The 21,295-nt window shown below is 72.6% G+C and carries 17 protein-coding genes; 6 read left to right on the top strand and 11 right to left on the bottom strand.

Features of this window, described 5'->3' with window-relative positions; genetic code table 11:
* Positions 1-101 precede the first annotated feature (101 nt).
* From IQ251_RS08835 to IQ251_RS08820, 4 genes are all read left to right on the top strand, one after another.
* Complete coding sequence (locus IQ251_RS08835) at positions 102-335, top strand: hypothetical protein (protein ID WP_193927999.1); 234 nt, start codon at positions 102-104, stop codon at positions 333-335.
* A gap of 241 nt (positions 336-576) precedes the next feature.
* The gene (locus IQ251_RS08830; protein WP_193927998.1) at positions 577-5,337 is read left to right on the top strand and encodes a type VII secretion system-associated protein; all 4,761 of its coding nucleotides are present in this window, start codon (positions 577-579) and stop codon (positions 5,335-5,337) included.
* A 7-nt stretch (positions 5,338-5,344) separates the two neighbouring features.
* The gene (locus tag IQ251_RS08825) at positions 5,345-7,714 is read left to right on the top strand and encodes an ADP-ribosylglycohydrolase family protein (protein ID WP_370591286.1); all 2,370 of its coding nucleotides are present in this window, start codon (positions 5,345-5,347) and stop codon (positions 7,712-7,714) included.
* A gap of 66 nt (positions 7,715-7,780) precedes the next feature.
* Complete coding sequence (locus IQ251_RS08820; RefSeq protein WP_193927996.1) at positions 7,781-8,563, top strand: enoyl-CoA hydratase-related protein; 783 nt, start codon at positions 7,781-7,783, stop codon at positions 8,561-8,563.
* Between the two features lie 60 nt (positions 8,564-8,623).
* Here IQ251_RS08820 and IQ251_RS08815 read toward each other — a convergent pair whose 3' ends face one another.
* The 8 genes from IQ251_RS08815 to IQ251_RS08780 form a co-directional block, all read right to left on the bottom strand.
* Complete coding sequence (locus IQ251_RS08815; RefSeq protein WP_228046424.1) at positions 8,624-8,995, bottom strand: barstar family protein; 372 nt, start codon at positions 8,993-8,995, stop codon at positions 8,624-8,626.
* A gap of 47 nt (positions 8,996-9,042) precedes the next feature.
* Positions 9,043-9,381, bottom strand: a complete 339-nt coding sequence (locus IQ251_RS08810; RefSeq protein WP_193927994.1) for a ribonuclease N — start codon at positions 9,379-9,381, stop codon at positions 9,043-9,045.
* The gene (locus IQ251_RS08805) at positions 9,378-9,611 is read right to left on the bottom strand and encodes a hypothetical protein (RefSeq protein ID WP_193927993.1); all 234 of its coding nucleotides are present in this window, start codon (positions 9,609-9,611) and stop codon (positions 9,378-9,380) included. Before IQ251_RS08805 ends, IQ251_RS08810 begins: the two co-directional genes overlap by 4 nt.
* Before the next feature lie 76 nt (positions 9,612-9,687).
* Complete coding sequence (gene mmsB / locus IQ251_RS08800) at positions 9,688-10,578, bottom strand: 3-hydroxyisobutyrate dehydrogenase (protein WP_193927992.1); 891 nt, start codon at positions 10,576-10,578, stop codon at positions 9,688-9,690.
* Between the two features lie 43 nt (positions 10,579-10,621).
* Entirely contained in the window at positions 10,622-11,671 is a 1,050-nt protein-coding gene (locus IQ251_RS08795; protein WP_193927991.1) for an enoyl-CoA hydratase/isomerase family protein, read from the bottom strand.
* 40 nt (positions 11,672-11,711) lie between these two features.
* Entirely contained in the window at positions 11,712-12,884 is a 1,173-nt protein-coding gene (locus tag IQ251_RS08790) for an acyl-CoA dehydrogenase family protein (protein ID WP_193927990.1), read from the bottom strand.
* Between the two features lie 19 nt (positions 12,885-12,903).
* The gene (locus IQ251_RS08785; RefSeq protein WP_193927989.1) at positions 12,904-14,403 is read right to left on the bottom strand and encodes a CoA-acylating methylmalonate-semialdehyde dehydrogenase; all 1,500 of its coding nucleotides are present in this window, start codon (positions 14,401-14,403) and stop codon (positions 12,904-12,906) included.
* Between the two features lie 112 nt (positions 14,404-14,515).
* Positions 14,516-14,950, bottom strand: coding sequence for an NUDIX domain-containing protein (locus IQ251_RS08780; protein ID WP_193927988.1), 435 nt, complete (start codon positions 14,948-14,950; stop codon positions 14,516-14,518).
* Positions 14,951-15,059: 109 nt separating this feature from the next.
* Here IQ251_RS08780 and IQ251_RS08775 point away from each other — a divergent pair, with 109 nt between their 5' ends.
* Positions 15,060-16,082, top strand: coding sequence for a methyltransferase (locus tag IQ251_RS08775; RefSeq protein ID WP_228046423.1), 1,023 nt, complete (start codon positions 15,060-15,062; stop codon positions 16,080-16,082).
* A gap of 53 nt (positions 16,083-16,135) precedes the next feature.
* Here the strand turns inward: IQ251_RS08775 and IQ251_RS08770 are convergent, their stop codons facing one another.
* The 3 genes from IQ251_RS08770 to aceA form a co-directional block, all read right to left on the bottom strand.
* Positions 16,136-16,771 carry an MOSC domain-containing protein gene (locus IQ251_RS08770; RefSeq protein WP_370591285.1) on the bottom strand — a complete coding sequence of 212 codons (636 nt, stop codon included), beginning with the start codon at positions 16,769-16,771 and terminating at the stop codon, positions 16,136-16,138.
* A gap of 53 nt (positions 16,772-16,824) precedes the next feature.
* Entirely contained in the window at positions 16,825-17,871 is a 1,047-nt protein-coding gene (locus IQ251_RS08765) for an NAD(P)H-dependent flavin oxidoreductase (RefSeq protein ID WP_193927987.1), read from the bottom strand.
* A gap of 490 nt (positions 17,872-18,361) precedes the next feature.
* Positions 18,362-19,672: an isocitrate lyase gene (aceA, locus tag IQ251_RS08760; RefSeq protein ID WP_193927986.1), complete on the bottom strand. Its 1,311-nt coding sequence runs from the start codon at positions 19,670-19,672 to the stop codon at positions 18,362-18,364.
* A 119-nt stretch (positions 19,673-19,791) separates the two neighbouring features.
* On the opposite strand from aceA, the gene IQ251_RS08755 reads away from it, so the two are divergent.
* A complete protein-coding gene (locus IQ251_RS08755) occupies positions 19,792-21,258 on the top strand; it encodes a helix-turn-helix domain-containing protein (RefSeq protein WP_193927985.1) in 1,467 nt (488 codons plus the stop codon).
* Positions 21,259-21,295: the final 37 nt, after the last annotated feature.

Here is a 21,295-nt window from a genome sequence, read left to right as displayed (position 1 = left end):
CGAACCCGGGGGATGTGCATCATGTCGGCGGATGCCCCGGGGTGCGCCCGCGACCACCGGCGCGCAGCCGATCCCGCACCGGCGCAGGCACGTGGAGTCCGATGACCTCTCGACCGCACCTGATCGTCCGGGTGCACGCCGAGTACGCCCGGACCGAGCAGGACAGGTCCTGCCACTTCTTCCCGGTCCCGCTCGACGGCGAGCGCCCGGCGGAGCTGCGCGCCTACTGCGGGTACCGCATCACGCCGGGCATGGCCGAAGCCCTCGACCACCCGGCCGGGATCCCGTGCATGCCCTGCCTGATGACCGCGGCGATCAACTCCCCGCAGCCGTAAACCGCCGCACGATCGGACATCCGGCACAAAACGGCTCCGCGCTGCGCGGCGTCGCCCACCCGTTGGCGCGATCGCCGAACTCGGCTCCGGACGCTCATGAGACAGTGAGATCAGCGGCGGGCTGGGAACCGGCCGTTCCCGTTGGACGGGCACATGCCGGACGTCCAGCCCGCTACTGCCTGGGACCGCTGGTGGGGGGCGAGCAATGCGAGGCCGGATGAGGAGTCGGGGACAGCGCGAGATGAACACGCAGCAGTCGAGCAGACCCGTCGTGACCCCCGCGATGCGGGAACAGGCCACGAAGCAGCCCAACTCCTGGCTGTACGTGGTCGACCCCATCTTCACCGACCCGAACGCCGAAGTCCCGCCGTGGGGCTTCATCGGCGGCTACCGGGTGGACGAGAAGGGCGCCGTCACCGACGACTTCTCACCCAACCCGAACTACCGGCCCTCACCGGTGGCGCTGCGGTTACCCGCGCCCACCAACGACGTGGAACGCGCGCTGCAGCTCACCACCACCGGCTACGCGCAGGGCCACACGCTGCTGGGCGCGATGCTCGACGCTGAGCTGATCCTGCACGCGCAGCCGTCGAACGGCGCCCTGATCACCGGCGAGCACGAATCCGGGCGCAGGCAGCTGCAGGTATTCACGTCGGACTCGTTCCTGCCGCCCAACTGGTCCAGCTGGCAGCGGCTCACCGGGCGCAAGCTCGCCGGGCTGGGCCTGCAGGGCGTGGACATCCAGGTCAACCCGACCAGCCAGATCAAGGTGCGCCTGCCCGGCGAGGACCTGGTCCGAGCCGCCGCGGCTGCGGCACCGAAGGCCCTCGGCGCCGCACCGGCCGCCGCGCCCGCGGTCCCGCAGCAGCCCCGGGTCGAACCGCCCAAGGCCCCGGTGGCGGTGGAGCCCACGCCCGCGGCCCCGGAACCGGAAACCGGCGGGGACACCAAGACGTTCGCCCCGCCCGCGGTCAGCATCGATGCGCGCCCGGCCAGCGGCGAGGCACCCGCGGAAGCCCCCGCGGACCCGACGGGAACCCCCGCGGAACCGGCCGAAACCCCCGCGGAACCGCATGCGCCCGCGGACGAGGACGCCGATGGCGACGTCCTGGACACCGACTTCGGCCAGCGGTTCCTGGGGTCGGTGCTGGCCGGGGCCGTCGGCGACGCGCTGGGCGCTCCGGTGGAGTTCTACCCCGTCGACCAGATCCGCAGCCGGTTCGGCAGCGCGGGCGTGACCGAGTACGACCGCTCCGGTGAGCACCCGGGCGAGTTCACCGACGACACGCAGCTGGCCGCCTTCACGCTGGAAGGGCTGATCCGGGGGCACGGCGCGGAACGGGACGGGCACGGCGGCCCGCTCGCTGCGGTCCAGCTGGCCTACCAGCGCTGGCTGCACACCCAAGGCTACGCGTGGTCGCGGGTGGCCGGGCCGTTCGCCGAGCACGAACCGGAACCGACCGGGTGGCTGATCGGCCGCTCCGAGCTGTTCGCGGTGCGCTCACCCTCCGCCGCGTGCATCAGCGCGTTGCGCGAGTTCGCTTCGGTGGGCGTTCCCGGGACCTTCGACCGCCCGATCAACGAGGCGCAGGACTGCAGCGGGGTGGTGCGCGCCGCGCCGGTGGCGCTGTGGTCCGAGGACCCGCGCGAGGTCTTCGAACTGGCCGCGGCGACCGCGGCGCTGACCTGCGCGCACCCCGCGGGCTACCTCCCGGCGGGCGTGCACGCGTTCCTGGTGCACCGGCTGCTGCGCGGCGAGGAGCTGCCCGACGCGGTCAAACGCGCCCGCGAACTGCTCACCGCGTTCGCCGGGCACGAGGAGACCGATGCGGCACTGCAGGCGGCCGTCGACCTGGCATCGCGCGGCCGCCCGACGCCAGAGCAGCTCAAGGACGAGCTCGGCGGCGGTTGGTCCGGGCACGAGGCGCTGGCCGTGGCGGTGTGCGCGGCGCTGAGCACCGACGGCATCGCGCCCGCCGTGATGCTCGCGGTGAACCACTCCGGCAACAGCGACTCGACCGGCGCGCTGTGCGGCAACCTGGTCGGCGCGCAGCACGGCGCGTCCTCGGTGCCCGGCCTGTGGTTGCGCGACCTCAAGCAGCACGCGCTGCTCCGCGAGCTCGCCGCCGACGGGTTGCGCGAGTTCGGGCCGGAACCGCCCGCCACCGCGCGGTGGCGCGCGCGCTATCCCGTCGCGGGAGCCGCCGCGGGCCTGGACTTCACCAGCACGTTGCCGCTGGTGGAACCGGACGATCCGGTTGACGAGGACGACGCCGCGCAACCGGTGGCCGCGGCCGTCCCGCAGGCGCCGCAGGACATCGGGGCCGCCGACCCGCAGGACTTCTCGACCGGAACGCAGTTCACCGCCCCGCAGACGGGTTCCGAGGAGTCCGACGGCGATCCGCTGGCGGGTGCCGAGTCGGTGGAACTGCCCGCCGCCGCCGACCTGGACGCCGCGGGTGCCGCGGAACTCGTCGGACAGGAGAACGCCGCCGCGCTGCGCGATCCGGACGATCCGGTGCAGCGCAGGGTGCTGGGTCTGCTGCTCGGCGGCGCGGTCGGCGACGCGCTCGGCTACCCGGTCGAGGACGCCTCGCTGGAACAGATCCGCGCCGAGCACGGCCCGGACGGGGTCACCGGCCCGACCGGCCCGCACCCCGGGTCGATCAGCGACGAGACGCAGATGACGCTGTTCACCCTGGACGGCCTGATCCGTGCGAACATCCGGCGCAGGCTGCACGGGGAGAACGAACCCGGCGCCCAGGTGCAGCAGGCGTACCAGCGCTGGCTGCACACCCAGGGTTTCGACTGGCGCGATTCGGGCGGGCCGCTGGCCGGGGCGCAACCGGACGGCTGGCTGATCCGGCAGAAGGGCCTGTTCGTCCGCCGCGCCCCGGGCACCACGTGCATCCAGGCGCTGCACGGTTACGCCGCGGGCACCCCGCGCGCCTCGTTCAGCAACCGGCTCAACGAGTCGAAGGGGTGCGGCGGGGTGATGCGCGCGGCCCCGGCCGGGCTGTGGAGCGGAGACTGCGCGGAGGTGTTCCAGGTCGGAGCGCTGACCGCGGTGCTCACGCACGGCCACCCGAGCGGCTACCTGCCCGCCGGCGCGCTGGCCGTCCTGGTGCACCAGCTGCTGGCGGACCGGTCGCTGCCGGAAGCCGTGGATCGGGCGCTGACCGAACTGTCCGAATGGGACGGTCACGAGGAGACCAGCACCGCGCTGCGCCAGGCGATCGACCTGGCCACGGCGGGGACGCCGACCCCGGAGCAGATCCAGGAGCGGCTCGGCGTCGGCGGGTACGGCGAGCAGGCGCTGGCGATCGCGGTGTGCGCGGCGCTGACCCACCCGGAGTCGTTCGCCGACGCGGTGCTGCTGGCCGCGAACCACTCCGGGGACAGCGACTCCTCGGCGGCGATCTGCGGCAACATCATGGGTGCCGCGCACACCTCGGCCGCCATCCCGGCCGACTGGCGCGCCGGACTGGAGCTGCACGAGGTGATCGAGCAGCTCGCGCTGGACGCGGTCCGCGAGTTCGGGCCCGAACCGCCGGACGACGCCGAGTGGCTGGAGCGCTACCCCGTCGGCGACCCGGAACCTCCCGCACCCGCGGACGTTCCCGATGAGCCCCAGCCCGCGGCCGCGGACGGCTCCCCGATCGAGGAGGACGGCGTCGAACCGCATCCCGCACCCGAGAGCGAGCCACCGTCAGCCGCACCCGATGCGGCGCAGGACGAAGGGCTGTCCGATGAGGAGCTGCAGCTGCTCACCGCGTGGCGGCGCTTCCGGGACAACGAGGAGGGCAGCCCCGAGCTGACCCACGGGCTGCGCAACCTGCTCGTGGAGGCGTTCGGCGCGGAGCGGGCCGCGCAGCTGGTGGGCGAGGCCGTCGAGCCGGCCGAGGAGCCGGCCGAGCTCGCGGCCGAGCAGCAGGTGCAGCTGAGCTCGCAGGAGCGCCTCGCGGGCTGCGCGCTGGGCACCGCGGCCGGGGATGCGCTGGGGGCGCCCTGGGTGTTCACCGGCCTGGCCGAGATCCGGCAGCAGCACCCGGACGGCCTGACCGAGCCCGACGAGCTGCTCGGCCGGCGCGGTGCGGCGACCGCCGCCGCGCAGCAATCGGTGTTCGTGCTGGACGGGCTGCTGCGCGCGCAGGCCCGGTCGGCGGCGCGCGGGATCCCGGTGCACCGGCAGGGCCTGGTGCAGGCGACCCTGCAGCACTGGCTGCTGACCCAGGGCGCACCGCTGCAGCCGGTGCTGCCCGCGGGTGAACTCGCCGCCGAGCAGGTACTGCAGGTGCAGCGCTTCCCGGACAGTGCAACGGTTTCCGCGACCGCCCGGTGGCAGGGCGGCGCCGCACCCACTCCGGCCGACCCGCCGAACGCGGCGGATTCCCCGGAGGCGGCGGTGCGCAGCGCGGTGGTCGGCCTGCACGCGGACAGCACGGCCACGGCGCTGGAGGCCGGCGTCGAGCTGGGCGTGCTCACGCACGGCCATCCGGACGGCTACCTGCCCGCGGGCGCCGTCGCCGGGATGGTCGCCGCGCTGCACGACGGCCGCACGCTGGTCGAGGCGGTGCACGCGGTGTTGGCCGAGCTGGACCAGTTGGAGGGCGCCGGAACCACGGCCCGGTGCTTGCGCGCCGCGCTGGAGGCCGGTGCGGGCGGTCCGGCCGCCCCGGAGGACCTGGAGGAGCTCGGCGACGGCTGGCGGGCCCCGCAGGCGCTGGGGATCGCGGTCGCCGCAGCGCTGTCGCACCCGAACTCGTTCCGGGACGCGGTGGTCCTGGCCGCCACGCACAGCGGCAACTCGGCCGCCACGGCCGCGCTGTGCGGGGCGCTGCTGGGCACCGCGCGCGGCACCGGAGCGATCCCGCAGGACTGGGCCGAGTGCCTCGAACTGGGCCCGCTGCTGGAGGGCCTGGTCGCCGATGCGGGCCGGATCGGCAGCGAGATCGCACCGCACGAATCCGCACCCGAGTGGGCGCAGCGCTACCTGGGATAAGGCCACTGTGGACGAACTTCGGCTGGACGAGACGGAACGCGCACTGCTGAACGCCTGGCGGCGCACCCGCCGCGGCACCGGCGATCCGGTCGAGCAGCAGCTGCTGGCCACCTGGCGGGGCTGGCAGGAGCAGCCATCCCGACGTCCGCTGTGGGCGGACGACCTGCGGCACCTGCTGCTGGCCGATCCGTCCGCGCCGGTACCGGCGACCGGGCTGGCCGACCGGGACGGCGTCCCGGCCCGCGCACCGGCACGCCTGCTGGGGATGCTGCTCGGCGGCGCGGCCGCCGAATCGCACGCGTTGGGCGGGCAACTCGGCCAGCGCAGCACCGCGGCCCTGTTCGTCCTGGAAGGACTCGTCCGGGCGCACACCGCGGCCCGCTCCACCGGCGAGGGCGACCCGGTGTCCGGTGCGGTCGGCGGGCTGCGCCGCTGGCTGCACACCCGCGGGGTCGCCTGGGCCGACTGCGGCGCGGACGGGCAGCGGCCGAACGGTTGGCTCGTCGCGCAGCAGGACCTGCGCTCGCGCAGCAGCGACGATCCGGCGCTGCTGACCGCGATGGCGCGCATCGGCGGCGGGCAGCCGCCCGGCACCCGCAGGCAGCCGATCAACCGGACCGGATCCGCCGCGGCGGTCGGCCTGGGACCGCTGGCCGCGCTGTGGTCGGCCGATCCCGGAACGGTGTTCGCGCTCGGCGGGGATCTGGCCGCGATCACGCACGGCCACCCGGACGGGCACAACCCGGCCGGGGCGCTGGCGGTCGCGGTGCTGCACCTGCTGCGCGGGCACGACCTGGACACCGCGGTGCGGCACGCCATCACCGGCTGGCAGGCGGGCCGCGCACCGCTGGAGCGCGCCCTGCGCCACGGTCGGCTCAGCCCGGCCGGGAGCCGACCGGCCCGCGCGGAATTCGACGCCGCCCGGCCGGGTCGCAGCGGGCTGGACGCGCTGACCGTGGCGGTGCGTGCGGCGGCCAGCAGCCCGGATGACTTCGCCGCCGCCGTGCGCGCGGCCGCCGACCACGGCGGGGACACGGCGTCTGCGGCGCTGGTGTGCGGGCAGCTGCTGGGTGCGCGGCACGGCGCCGCCGGGATCCCGCGGTCCTGGCTGGACCGGTTGCCGGTGCGCAGCACCGTCGAACGGCTGGCCACCGACGCGGTCACCGAATTCGGCCCGGAACCGGATGAATCGCCGGACTGGGAGCGCCGCTACCCGCTGACCGAGACCGCCGAACCGACGGCCGCGGCCGCCCCCGACTACCGCACCGGGCTTGGTGCGGTGCCCCGGCTGGCCTCGGCGCGGGAACGCTTCCTCGGAGCGGTGCTGGGCTGCGCGGTCGGCGAGGCGCTGGGCATGCCGGTGTCGGCGGAGAACTGGGACGAGATCCACGCGCGGCACGGCGACGACGGCCTGCGCTCCTACGTCCGGGCCGGGCACCCCTCGGGGCGGTTGGGCAGCGACAGCCAGCTGCTGCTGTTCTCGCTGGAGGGCACGATCCGCGCCAACGTCGCCCGCCGCACCACCGGGCTGCAGGATCCGGCGCGGCACGTCCAGCACGCCTACCAGCGCTGGCTACACACCCAGCACCTGAGCTGGCCGCGCGCGGCCGGCGAGTTCCACACCGGCACGCCGCACCCGGACGGCTGGCTGGTGCAGCAGCGGGCCCTGTTCCAGACCCGGAACCCCGGCCGCACGATGATGCGCACGCTCATCGCCTTCGCCAAGGGCCAGCAGCCGATGGGTGATCCGGAGCACCCGGTGTCCGATTCCCGCGGCAGCAGCGCAGTCGTGCGCTCGGTACCCGCCGCGCTGTGGAGCGCTGAGCCCGGCGAGGTGTTCCGGCTCGGCATGCGCACCGCGGCGCTCACGCACGGCCACCGCTCGGCCTGGTACAGCGCGGGGGCGCTCGCGCTGCTGGTGTCCCGCACGATGCACGGGGATCCGCTGCCCGCTGCGGTCCAGGCGGTGCTCGACGAGCTGTCCGGGCACGCCGAGCACCAGGAGGTCTCCCGGCGGATCGATGCGGCCGTCCGGTTGGCCGGCACGGGACCGGTGGATCCGCCCGCCCTGGAGCGAGCGCTGGGCAGCGGATGGACCGCGGTGGACGCGCTGGCCATCGGCCTGTACGCGGCGCTGGCGGCCGACGGCGACTTCGACACCGCGGTGCGGCTGGCGGTGAACCACTCGGGCAACAGCGGTACCACCGGCGCCGTTGCGGGCGGTCTGTCCGGCGCCTGGCTGGGGGCGCCGCGCATCGCCGAACAGTGGACCGCGGAGCTGGAGCTGCACGAGGTGATCGAATCCCTCGCGCAGGACGCGGTGCTGGAGTTCGGCCCACGCCCGCCGGACTGGGCGGACCGCTACCCGGCCACGTGATCCGGCGGAGTGCGATGTCGCTCACCGGACCCCCTGCGCGGCCGGGCAGGCGATAACGTGCCGACCATGGACGAACTCGTACACCTGACCGTGGCCGACGGCGTCGCGACGATCACGCTGGATTCGCCGCACAACCGCAACGCGCTGTCCACCCAGCTGCGCCGCGAACTGCCCGAGCACCTCAGCACCTCGATCGCCGACGACGCGGTCCGCGTGATCGTCCTGGCGCACACCGGCCCGGTGTTCTGCTCGGGCATGGACCTCAAGGAATCCCGCTCGGCGGACTCCGAGGAGCAGGGCGTCCAGGAGTTCCCGGCGATCCTGGAGCAGATCTGGACCTGCCCGAAGCCGGTGGTGGCCCAGCTGGGCGGTCCCGCGCGGGCAGGCGGGGTCGGGATCGCCGCGGCCTGCGACATCGCGGTGGCGGTGGATTCGGCGACGTTCGCCTTCTCCGAGGTGCGCATCGGCGTGGTGCCCGCGGTCATCTCGGTGACGGTGCTGCCCCGGCTGCAGTCCCGCCCGGCGCACGAGCTGTTCCTGACCGGCGAGACCTTCGACGCGCGCCGGGCCGCGGAGATCGGCCTGATCAACTCGGCGGTGCCCGCCGACGTGCTGAGCACCGAAGTAGCCCGGTACACGGACATGCTGGCCATGGGCGGGCCGAACGCGCTGGCGGCCACCAAGGAGATGCTCACCAGCCCGCGGCCGGACGGGATGGGCCCGGCGTTCGAACACATGCTGGAGCTCTCCGCCGAGCACTTCGCCGGTGCGGAGGGCCAGGAGGGCATGCGGGCCTTCGCCGAGAAGCGCAAGCCCGCCTGGGTGCCCGGGGCCGCGCCGAAGGCCTGAGCGCACGCGAAAGGGCGCCCTCTCCTGCTCGGAGCTGGGCGCCCTCGTCGTTGCGGCGGTTCAGCCCGCGGGTACGACCGCGGTGAAGGCCCGCCCGCACATGCTGTTCCGTTCGGCGTCCTGCAGCACGGCCTTGATGCGCTGGAACGCCTTCGGATCGTGCTCGGCCAGGGTCTGCGCCCCGGACCAGACCAGCACGTGCTCGCCTTCCGGCAGCCAGGACAGGTCCGTCAGGCAGTCGTAGAGGGCATCCAGGTTCCGGCCCGTCCACTCGGGGAAGTCGAGCACGGCAGCGATACCGTCCAGCGTCGTACGCTTGTTCGTCAGTTCGGCACCGTCCAGCACGTGCACGCTGGCCCCGCGCTGTTCGGCTTCCCGTGCGGCCTGGCCCGCGGTGATGTCAGCGGACGTCCGCTCGACCTCGCTCACCATCGGCTCCTTCCGCACCTTGCTGGCCCATTTCGTCGCAAACATCGCACTCAACTCGCGGCGTCGACAACCACAGATGATTCGTCTTGATCGCTGGTGTAGTAAACCTCGGATGATTCCCCGGTGACCAGCCGGTGAAGCCCACCATCCGCTGATCGGAGCCCCGGGGCGAAGTGTTCGTGGCGGTTGTCACCGCGTTCGGCCGGCGGTTCGCCCGCCCGGACGCCGTCATCCGGCGCCCGTACTGAGGAGACGTGTTCGGCCACGCCCGGGACCTGCGGCAGCGTCCCGGTAGCGGTGTCCCCGGAGTGTTCGCGCACGAACCACCCGACGACGACCAGGGCGATCAACCCCACCAACGCAACCGAGATGCGCCTGCGCGAGCTCACGCCGGTTCCTCCCGGCCCCGGTCGGCGTCGCGCCGACCCACCGGCGGTTCGGCGTCGCTGACCCGGGTCAGCTTCGCGCCGAGCCGATCGACGCCCCGGTCGATCAGCCGGGCCAGCCCCCAGGCCAGCGGCAGCAACACCGCCAACACCAGGGTCACCTGTAGCGGATAGGGGAGTTGCACGAGCCAAAGCTCGACACCGTCCCACCACGCGACCAGCCACTCCAACACAAGGCGCCAGAGTACGCCCGGCTCCGCGCGCTCTCACGCCACCCCGGGCTTCGCCATCCCCCGGCGGGGTGGCCGGTCAAACCTGCCCGGAACGCCCCCGCACCGACTCGATGATCGCGCCGAAATCGAGGTGTCCGCCGCCCTCGTCGTTGAACCGCTGGTACAGCTCGGTGGCGAGGTGGCCGACCGCGGTGTCCGTGCCGCTGTGCTCGGCCGCCGAGGCGGCCAGCTTCAGGTCCTTGAGCATGAGCGCGGCCGCGAACCCCGGTTCGTAGTCGTGTTCGGCGCGGCTGGTCTCCACCAGACCGGGCACCGGGCAGTTGGTGGTCAGCGCCCAGCACTGCCCGGTGGACACCGATGCCACGTCGTAGAGCGCCTCGTGCGAGAGGCCGAGCCGCTCGCCGAGCACGAACGCCTCGCTCACCGCGATCATGGACGCGCCGAGCACGAGGTTGTTGCACATCTTGGTGACCTGACCGTTGCCCGGGCCGCCGCAGTGGATCGTCTTGCGCGCCATCGGTTCCAGCAGGCCGGTCGCCCGGAGGTAGTCCTGCTCGGCCCCACCGACCATGAAGGTCAGCGTCCCGGCCTCGGCTCCGGCGGTACCGCCGGAGACCGGCGCGTCGAGCATGCCGAACCCGGCGTCACCGGCCAGCTCGTGCGCCTTGCGCGCGTGCGCGACGTCGACGGTGGACGAGTCGACGAGCAGGGTGCCGGGAGCCGCGGCGGCGAACACGTCCGGGTAGCAGTCGAGCACGTGTTCGCCGCTGGGCAGCATGGTCAGCACCGCCTCGGCACCGCCGACGGCCTCGGCGACCGAGGGCACCGTGCGCACGCCGGCCGCCGCAGCCGCCTCCAGCGCTCCCGGCGCCAGGTCGAACCCGCGCACCTCGTGCCCGGCCTCGACCAGGTTCCGCGCCATGGGCCCGCCCATGTGGCCGAGCCCGATGAATCCGATGACAGCCATTGTCGTTTCCCTTCCTCCGTCGGACGGCCGGGCCGGACCCCGCTCAGCCGGTGATGTCCGGTTCCCCGAGGAGGGGCCGGAAGAACTGCTCGACGCGCTGCTCGTCGACCTCGTCGAGGGTGGCCGGGTCCCACCTCGGGGCATGATCCTTGTCCACCAGCGTGGCCCGCACGCCTTCCACGAAGTCGCCGATGCGCACGCACGCCGTGGCCACTCGGTACTCCTGCTGCAGCGCCGCCGGCAGCGTGTCCGGCGCGGTGCGCACCGCGCGCAGCGCGACCTTGAGCGACGTCGGGGACTTCTGCGCGATGGTGTCCGCGGCCGCCTGCGCCTCCGGTTCGGGACGGTCGCGCAGCCGCTGCAGGATCCCGGGGACGTCCGCAGCGGCGTAGGCGGCGTCGATCCACCCGCGCTGCACGGCCAGCGGCGCGTCCGGCACGGGTTCGGCGAACTTGGCCAGCACCGCGTCCACCCCGTCGGTGGCGAGCTGCTCGGAGCCGAGCGCGTCGATGAGCTCGGGCAGCGAGGCGCTCGGCACGTGCTGGTCGGCCAGCCCGCACAGCACGGCGTCGGCCCCGGTCACCGGGGCGCCGGTCAGCGCGAGGTGCGTGCCGAGCTCGCCGGGTGCGCGGGCCAGCAGGAAGGTGCCGCCGACATCGGGCACGAATCCGATGCCCACCTCGGGCATGCCGACCTTGGAGCGCTCGGTGACCACGCGGTGCGAGCCGTGCGCGCTGACGCCGACCCCACCGCCCATGCAGATGCCGTCCATCAGCCCGATCACCGGCTTCGGGTAGGCCCCGAGCGCGGCGTTGAGCTGGTACTCCTCGGCCCAGAAGGTCTCCGCGGCGGCCTCGTCACCGGCCTTGACCGCATCGTGCAGCGAGCGCACGTCCCCGCCCGCGCACAGCCCGCGTTCTCCCGCACCGTCGATGAGCACCGCGCGGATCCGGTCGTCCGCGCGCCATGCGCGCAGCGCGGCGTGCATGTCGCGGACCATGTCCAGCGTCAGCGAGTTGATCGCCTTCGGGCGGTTGAGCGTGATGCGGCCGAGCGCTCCCTGTTCGCGGAGCGTGATCTCGGGCTCTGCCATGCCTGTGACTCCTGTGTTCCGCGCCCCGATCACCGGCGGCCTACCGGGCGTCGAGTAGACCCCGGGAGATGATCAGGCGCATGATCTCGTTGGTTCCTTCGAGGATTTGATGCACCCGCAGGTCGCGGACGATCTTCTCCAAGCCGTACTCGGCAAGGTATCCGTATCCGCCGTGGATCTGAAGGGCTTCGTCGGCGACCCGGAACCCCGTGTCGGTGGCCAGCCGCTTGGCCATCGCGCACAGCCGCGTGGCCTGCGGATCCCGCACGTCCAGCGCCGCGGCGGCCCGCCACAGCAGCAGCCGGGCCGCTTCGAGTTCGGTGGCCATGTCGGCGAGTTTGAACCGGATGGCCTGGAATTCGGCGATGGCCGAGCCGAAGGCGCTGCGCTCCTTGACGTAGCCGAGGCTCTGGTCCAGCGCGGCACGCGCCCCGCCGAGCGAGCAGGCGCCGATGTTGATCCGACCGCCGTCCAGACCGGCCATCGCGATCCGGAACCCGCTGCCCTCCTCGCCGAGCAGCCGGTCGCCCGGTACTCGGACCCCGTCGAGAACGACCTGCCGGGTGGGCTGGGCGTGCCAGCCCATCTTGCGTTCGGCAGGCCCGAAGGACAGCCCGTCGGCCCCGCCTTCGACGAGGAACGCGGAGATGCCGGCGGGACCGTCCTCGCCGGTGCGGGCCATGACCACGTACAGGTCGGCGGCGCCGCTGCCGGAGATGAACTGCTTGACCCCGGTGAGCAGGTAGTCGTCCCCGTCCCGGACGGCCCGGGTGGTCAGCGCGGCGGCATCGGACCCGGCGCCGGGTTCGGTGAGGCAGTAGCTGGCCAGCCGCTGCATGCTGCACAGCTCGGGCAGCCAGCGGGCGCGCTGCGCCTCGGTGCCGAACCGGTCGACCATCCCGGCGCACATGTTGTGGATCGAGATGTAGGCGGCCACGGCCGGATCCCCGGCCGCCAGCTCCTCGAAGACGAGTGCGGCCTCGAACCTGCCCAGTCCGCTGCCGCCGTGCTGCTCGTCGATGTACACCCCGCCCATGCCCACCGCGGCGGCGGCGCGCACCACGTCGACCGGGAAGTGCTCGTCCCGGTCCCAGTCGAGCGCGTGCGGGGCGAGCTGCTCGCCGGCGAACTCCCGCGCGGCGGCCTGGATCGCACGCTGGTCATCGGTGAGGTCGAACGGCGAGGCCGGTTCGGCCGGGGCTGCGAGGGACACGGCTGCCTCCCTTCGGCGGTCAGCGCATCGTCGGGATGGTGAAGCTGGCGCCTTCCTTGACCCCGGACGGCCAGCGGGAGGTGACGGTCTTCGTCTTGGTGCAGAACCGGATCGAGTCCGGGCCGTGCTGGTTGAGGTCGCCGAATCCGGACCGCTTCCAGCCGCCGAAGGTGTGGTACGCGATGGGCACCGGGATCGGCACGTTCACGCCGACCATGCCGGTGTCCACGCGGGACACGAACTCGCGGGCGGTGTCGCCGTCCCGGGTGAAGATGGCGACCCCGTTGCCGAACTCGTTCTCACTGGGCAGGCGCACGGCCTCCGCGTAATCGGCGGCGCGGACCACCGCCAGCACCGGCCCGAAGATCTCCTCGCGGTAGATGCGCATGTCGGTGCTGACCCGGTCGAACAGCGTGGCGCCGAGGAAGAACCCGTCCTCGTTGCCGGGCAGCGCGAAGTCGCGGCCGTCCACCACGAGGTCGGCGCCTTCCCGCACCCCGGAACCGATCAGCTCGCGCACCCGGTCCCGGGCCTGCGCGGTGATCAGCGGGCCGAAGTCGGCGTCCGGATCGGAACTGGTGCCCACCTTGAGCTTTCCCGCGCGTTCGGCGAGCTTCTCGATGAGCGCGTCGGCGGTGGTCTCGCCCACCGGGACCGCTACCGACACGGCCATGCAGCGCTCCCCGGCCGAGCCGTAACCGGCGCCGATGAGCGCATCGGCAGCCTGGTCCAGGTCGGCGTCGGGCATCACGATGAGGTGGTTCTTGGCGCCGCCGAAGCACTGCGCGCGCTTGCCGTGCGCGGCGGCCGTGGAGTAGATGTGCTCGGCGATGTCCGAAGATCCGACGAAACCCACCGCCTGCACCCGGTCGTCGGTCAGCAGTGCGTCCACCGCGACCCGGTCGCCGTTGACGACGTTGCACACGCCGGGCGGCAAGCCGGCTTCGATGAGCAGCTCGGCCAGGCGCAGCGGCACCGAGGGGTCGCGTTCGGACGGCTTGAGCACGAACGAGTTGCCGCACGCGATCGCCGGGGCCAGCTGCCACAGCGGGATCATGGCGGGGAAGTTGAACGGGGTGATCCCGGCGATCACGCCCAGCGGCTGGCGCAGCGAGTAGGTGTCGATGCCGGTACCGACGCTGTCGCTGTACTCGCCCTTGAGCAGGTGCGGGATGCCGGTGGCGAACTCGACGACCTCCAGACCGCGTTGGATGTCGCCCTTGGCGTCGGGGATCGTCTTGCCGTGCTCGGCCGACAGCAGCCGGGCCAGGTCGTCCATCTCGCGTTCGATGAGCTGCACGAAGCGCATCAGCACCCGGGCGCGCTGCTGCGGGTTGCGCGCAGCCCAGTCCGGTTGCGCGGCAGCGGCGTCGTCGACCGCCGCGGCGACCTCGGCCGCGGACGCCAGCGGAACGCGAGCCTGCACCGCACCGGTGTTCGGGTCGAACACATCACCGGAGTTCCCGGATCGGCCGGCGACCCGCTCGCCCGCGATGAAGTGCTCCAGCTCGTTGGTCATCACGCACCGCACCTTCCCGCCGCAGCGCCGGAATTAATCGGACCCCAAATGTTCGGTGTTCCAATCTTTGCCTCGCACCGGCAGCCTACAACAGGGTGATGTCGCTCACATATCAGCGCTGCTTGTAGTGCTGTTCGAGCTGGACCTGCAGTTCCGGACCGAGCGGGCGGGCGGTGCTGTCCGCGACCCAGCTGTGCGCGTCGTGCTCGGTGAGCACCACCGGCGCGTCCGCGACGACGGTGACCGACCAGGTGTGCTGCCGGTTGTGCCTGCCCGCGGCGGTCATGTAGTCGAACGAACCCAGGTAGCCGCCGACCGCGCTGATCGTCTGCCCGGTCTCCTCCAACACTTCGCGGCGCAGCGCGGTCATCAGGTCCTCGCCGGGATCGACCTTCCCGCCGGGGAACTCCCACTCCCCGCCCCGGGCGTCGTCCGGCGGGCGGCGCAGCAGCAGCACCCGCCCGCACACATCGACCACGGCCGCCACCACCTGCTGGTCGACACCATCGGCCAAGTCCTGGCGGTCCAGCTCTGCGGCATCGGTCATCCGCGCCCTCCCCCGGTCGCCGCCACCGTACCGCCGCGCCCCACCCGTGCACCGGTGCGCGACGCGCGCCGCCCCGCGTCCGCGCGCGGGCGCCCGTACCCTGCTCGACATGGCCGACGAGCCACCGGACATCTGGGCGATGGCGGACCTGGCCACCCCGCTGACCATCCGCACGGTCGCGACCCTCGGCGTGGCCGACGTGGTGCGCGACGGCCCGGTCGCGGCGGCCGATATCGCCGGGCGGTGCGGCGCCGAGGCCGATGCGCTCGCCCGGGTGCTGCGGTTCCTGGTCCAGCGGGGCATCTTCACCGAACCCGAGCGCGATGTGTTCGGCCCGAACGAGGGCTCGGACGCGCTGCGCCGTGACGCACCGGGCGGGTTGCAGCCGTGGCTGGACCTGGACGGCGCGGTGGGCCGAGCGGACCTGGCCTTCGTGGAACTCGTCGAGCAGGTGCGCGGGCACCACCGCGCCTACCCGGCCGCGTTCGGCCGGTCGTTCTGGGAAGACCTGGGCAGCAGTCCGCAACTGTCCGATTCCTTCGACTCGCTGATGGAGACCAAGGCACAGGGCATCGCCCCCGCTGTCGCGATCGCGCACCCCTGGTCGGCGTACGTCCGGATCGCCGACGTGGGCGGCGGCAAAGGGGTGCTCCTGGCCGAGATCCTCAAGGCCAACCCGGGCACGTCGGGTGTGCTGCTGGACCTGCGCGGTCCCGCGCAGCACGCCACCGAGTACTTCGCCGAGCAGGGGGTCGCCGAGCGCACCGATGTGGTCGTGGCGAACTTCTTCGAACCGCTGACCATCACCGCGGACGCGGTCGTGCTCTGCGACGTGCTCGGCGACTGGGACGATGCGGACGCGGTGCAGATCCTGCGCAACTGCGCACCCGCCGCCGGGGCGCACGGCCGGGTGCTCATCGTGGAGTTCCTGGCCGATTCCGAGCTGATGCAGACGTTCACCGAGCTCGACCTGCGGATGATGGTCTACGTCGGCGGCAGGATGCGTGGCCTCGACGGCATGCAGCACCTCGCCGAACGCGCCTGGCTCACCGTCGAGGACGTCACGCCGCTGGACAACGGCTACGCGATCATCGAGTGCCGCCGCACCCCCGCGGACGACCCGCCGCGATAACCGATCGTCCAGGCCGCACCCGGTACCCGGAGGCTGTTCCGCGCCGCTGCCGGTCAGGTCACCGCGATCCCGTACCGACGCAGCGAGCGGGTCGTCTGGTCCCGCCACGCCTCCGGGAGGGAACCGAGCCCGCCGCGCACGTGCTCGGCGAGGTCGGCCCGCCCGTGCATGTTCACCGCGAACACCTCGTGCACCCGCACGCCGTGCTCCGGGGTGCTCAGCACCTGGACCACGTCGCCGGCCGCGACCTCGCCTGCTTCCTCGACGGCGAAATAGGCGCCGGTCCGGCCGCGCTCGGTGAAGCTGCGGACCAGCCGCGGCTCGTCCCAGAACCCGGCGAACACCGAGCAGGGCGTGCGCGGGCCGGTGACCCGCAGCACCGCACCGCCGATGCGCAACCGCTGACCCAGCACGGCCGAGCTGCTGTCGAACCCGTGCAACGTGAGGTTCTCCCCCGCGTTGCCCGGCACCAAGCGCGTGTCCAGCCGCTGGGACCAGTGCTCCAGCTCATCGAGGTCGAACGCGTACGCCGCCTGGTACCAGGCGCCGTGGTGCCGGGTGTCGCAGACGGCGTCCCCGCCGACCCCGGTCGGGCCGAAGACCACCGGCGACGACACCGGGCGCTTGTCGATCCCGGTGCGCCCGACCCGGCCGGTCCACCCGCCGGTGCGCACCTGCGCCACGTTCACCGAAGCGACGGTGCCCGCAGCGCCCCGGGTTCCCGCCACGTGGTCCGGTGGGTTCACAACCGCGTCCGCGCTTGGGCCATGGCATCGCGCGCCTCATCGCGAAGGCGGCGCACGAGATCCGCGGCGGGCATGGCGCGCGCCTGCCGGTAAGCCTGTCCGGCCCACAGGGACAGCGCCTCGGGATCCCCCTCTGCGCTCGCCGCAGCGCGCAGCGGTTTGGTCAGTTGGTTGATCTCGGGATAGGCGGCCGGGGCGAACGCCTCGTTCTCGTCGATGAACCGGTTGCGCAATCCCCGCGCCGGACGACCGGTGAACGACCGGGTGAGCACGGTTTCCCGCTCCCCTGCCGCGATCTCGGCGCGCTGGGCCGGCCCGGTACCCGCTTCGTCGCAGACGAGGAACGCGGTGCCCAGCTGCGCGGCCACCGCGCCCGCCGACAGCACTCCGGCCACGTCCTCGCCGCGCACCAAACCTCCCGCGGCGATCAGCGGCAGGTCCACCTCGGCACGCACCGCCCGCAACGCCGGCAGCAACCCGTACAGCGGACCACCACCCGCGGAGACCGCGTCGTCGGTGAAGCAACCGCGGTGCCCGCCTGCTTCGGCGCCCTGCACGCAGAGCATGTCCGCACCGGCGCGGGCCGCCTGCTGGGCCTCCTCCGGCGTGGTCACCGTGACGACCACCTCGGTGTCCACGTCGTGCAACCGATCCACAGTGGACTCGTCGGGGCAGCCGAAGGTGAACGAGACCACCGGGACGCGCTCGGCGACCACCAGGTCCACCTTGGCCGCGTACTCGTCGTCGTTCCACACCGGTTCGCCCGCACGGGCACCGAACCGCGCGGCCTGCGCGGCGATCCGCTCCCGGTACGGACCGAGATCCGCGCCGGACCGCGGACCGGGCACGAACAGGTTCACGCCGAAGTCCTCGGTGTGCTTGCGCGTCTCCAACACCTGCTCGGCCACAGCGGATTTGGTCGCGTAGCCGGCGGCCAAGAACCCGAATCCACCGGCGGACCCCACCGCGGCCACGAGCTCCGGCGTGGAGATGCCCCCGGCCATCGGCGCGGCCAGCACCGGAACGTCTCGTTCCAGGATCATGTCGCGACGGTACTGCCGGAACCGCCCCGCGCACACCGCTACATCGCCAACGCCACATCTGCGGGCGCGGGCCCGCGAACCGCAGCGGTGCGCCGCCGACGACGCTGCCGAGCCCCAGCGCACCACCTGCCAGGAGAATCCCCGCGGACCGCAGGCCCCGCGCGGCGGCCGCCCCCGCTCCGCGCCTCCGCCGTTCCGATCGCCGCACCGCCATGCGTCCTCCTTCGCCACTGCCTCGTCCTGTGGGAAAGAGGGGCGAACGGCCCGCACAGATACAGCCGCTCACCTGATTCGGGGGTCCTGACCACCCGGTCGAGGGGGCGAACACGAGAAATGGGCGGGAACCCGACGCCTGGGTTCCCGCCCATCCGCACCATCGCGATCTTCCGACACCCCGCCACAGGGCCGCTGGTGCGTCTCGGGTGACCGGTGCGGACCGGTCACGGTCTTCAGTTGTCGGCGGCAGCCTGCGCGGGGCCGGCCGACCGGATCAGAACTGGGCGGACTCGGTGGAGCCGCTCAGCGCGGTGGTGGAAGAGTCCGGGCTCACCGCGGTGCTGATCAGGTCGAAGTAGCCCGTGCCGGCCTCGCGCTGGTGGCGGGTCGCCGTGTAGCCGTCGGCCTCGGCGGCGAACTCGCGGTCCTGCAGGTCGACGTAGGAGACCATGCCGTCGTTGGCGTAGCCCTTGGCCAGGTCGAACATGCTGTAGTTCAGCGCGTGGAAGCCGGCCAGCGTGATGAACTGGAACTTGTAGCCCATGTGGCCGAGCTCGCGCTGGAACTTGGCGATGGTGGCGTCGTCCAGGTTCTTGCGCCAGTTGAACGACGGCGAGCAGTTGTAGGCCAGCATCTGGTCCGGGTACTGGGCCTTGACCGCCTCGGCGAACTTGCGCGCCACCTCCAGGTCCGGGGTGGAGGTCTCCATCCAGATGAGGTCGGCGTGCGGGGCGTAGGCCAGGGCGCGGGTGATGCAGGGCTCGATGCCGTTGCGCACCTTGAAGAAGCCCTCCGCGGTGCGCTCACCGGTCAGGTACTGCTGGTCGCGCTCGTCGACGTCGCTGGTCAGCAGGGTTGCGGCCTGCGCGTCGGTGCGGGCCACGACCAGCGAGGGCACCCCGGCGACGTCCGCGGCCAGCCGGGCGGCGTTGAGCGTCTTGACGTGCTGGCTGGTGGGGATCAGCACCTTGCCACCGAGGTGGCCGCACTTCTTCTCGGAGGCCAGCTGGTCCTCCCAGTGCACACCGGCGGCACCGGCGTTGATCATGCCGCGCATGAGCTCGTAGGCGTTGAGCACGCCACCGAAGCCGGCCTCGGCGTCGGCGACGATCGGAGCCAGCCAGTCGACCGGCTCGGTCGAGGTCTCCTCGGTCTCCGGGTCCAGCGCCTCGGACCAGGTGATCTGGTCGGCACGCTTGAGGGCGTTGTTGATCCGGCGCACGACCGACGGCACCGAGTTGGCCGGGTACAGGCTCTGGTCCGGGTAGGTCTCGCCGGCCAGGTTGGCGTCGGCGGCAACCTGCCAGCCGGACAGGTAAATGGCCTTGAGCCCGGCGCGGACCTGCTGCACGGCCTGGTTACCGGTCAGCGCGCCCAGCGAGTTGATGTAGTCGCTCTCGTTGAGCAGCTTCCACAGCTTCTCGGCGCCCTGGCGGGCCAGCGTGTTCTCCTCCTGGACCGAACCGCGCAGCCGCACGACGTCCTCGGCGGAGTGCGTGCGCTCGACGCCCTTCCAGCGGGGGTTGGTGTCCCAGTCGCGCTGGAGTTCCTCGGCGGCCTTCTTCGCCTGCTCGCGGATGCTCATCGTGTTCACCTTTCGGGATCGCGTGGCGGCCTGCTGGAACCCAGTCTTGGCGCTGCACCAGCAAAAGACGACAGGAATTCCGTGGTAATTTTCCGAGTTTTTCTGCTAGCATCAACGCCATGACGGAGTTGGTCAGCGAAGAAGACCGCAATTTTTCTACGGAACACGACCTTCTGGTCTTCGGTCAGCGGCTGCGCCACTTGCGCCGGGCCGCCGGGCTCACCCTGGTGGAGCTGGGCGAACGGGTGGGCAGGGCACCGTCGCAGCTGTCCCTGCTGGAGAACGGTCACCGGGAGCCGAAGTTGTCCCTGCTGCGGTCGCTGGCCGACGCGCTGGGCAGCTCGGTGGACGAACTGCTGTCCAAGAAGCCCCCGAACCGCCGGGCCGAGCTGGAGATCGCGGTGGAGAAGGCCCAGCTCGACCCGCTCTACCAGCAGCTCGGACTGGCACCGCTCAAGGTCGGCAAGCGGGTGCCCACCGAAGCGCTGGAGCACGTGCTCGGGCTCTACGAGGAGCTCAAGCGCCGGGAGACCAAGCAGGTCGCCACCCCGGAAGAGGCCCGCAAGGCCAACGCCGAGCTCCGCGCCATGATGCGCGAACACGGCAACTACTTCGCGGAGATCGAGAAGGCCGCCTCCGACATCCTCGGGCACGTCGGCTACCAGGGCGGTGCGCTGTCCGAAGGGGTCATCCAGTCGATCGCCGGCCACCTGGGCTACGGCCTGCGGTTCGTCACCGACCTACCGCGCTCGGTGCGCTCGGTGACCGACCTGAAGAACAACCGCATCTTCCTGCGCCGCGAATCGCTGGGCATGCACACGCCGCGGGCGGTCCTGCTGCAGACGCTCGGGCACCTGACCCTGGGCCACCGCCAACCCCGGGACTTCGCCGACTTCCTGCGCCAACGCGTCGAGGCCAACTACTTCGCCGCGGCGGTGCTGGTGCCCGAACGCGCGGCGGTGCCGTTCCTGCAGGAGGCCAAGCAGGAACGCGACCTGGCCGTGGAGGACCTGCGCGACGTGTTCTCGGTGTCCTACGAGATGGCCGCGCACCGGTTCACCAACCTGGCCACCCGCTACCTGGACCTGGTGTGCCACTTCGTGCGCAACGACGAGACCGGCATCATCCACAAGGCGTACGAGAACGACGGCCTGGTCTTCCCCACCGACCCCACCGGCGCCATCGAGGGCCAGCGGATGTGCCGCTACTGGGCGGGCAGGCAGGTGTTCGGCGCGCCGGACCGCTACTCGACGCACTACCAGTACACCGACAAGCCCGGCGCCACCCACTGGTGCGTCGCGCACGTCGACCCCAGCCGCGGGCGGGACTTCGCCATCACGCTCGGCGTGCCCTACGCGGAATCCCGCTGGTTCCGGGGCCGGGACACCACCAACCACGCCAAGTCGGGCTGCCCGAACGGCGAGTGCTGCCAGCGCCCGCCGGCCGAACTCGCCAACCGGTGGGAAGGCATGGTGTGGCCGTCCGCGCGGGCGCACTCGCACGTGCTGGCCGCGCTGCCCGCCGACACCTTCCCCGGCGTCGACGAGGCCGACGTCTACACCTTCGTGGAAGCCCACCAGGACTGAGCACGGCACCGGGCGGTCCGCGGCGGCGCGCCCGGTG

Source organism: Saccharopolyspora montiporae, from assembly GCF_015209505.1.
GTDB classification, from domain to species: Bacteria; Actinomycetota; Actinomycetes; order Mycobacteriales; family Pseudonocardiaceae; genus Saccharopolyspora; species Saccharopolyspora montiporae.
This window is presented reverse-complemented; position numbering and strand designations above follow the sequence as displayed.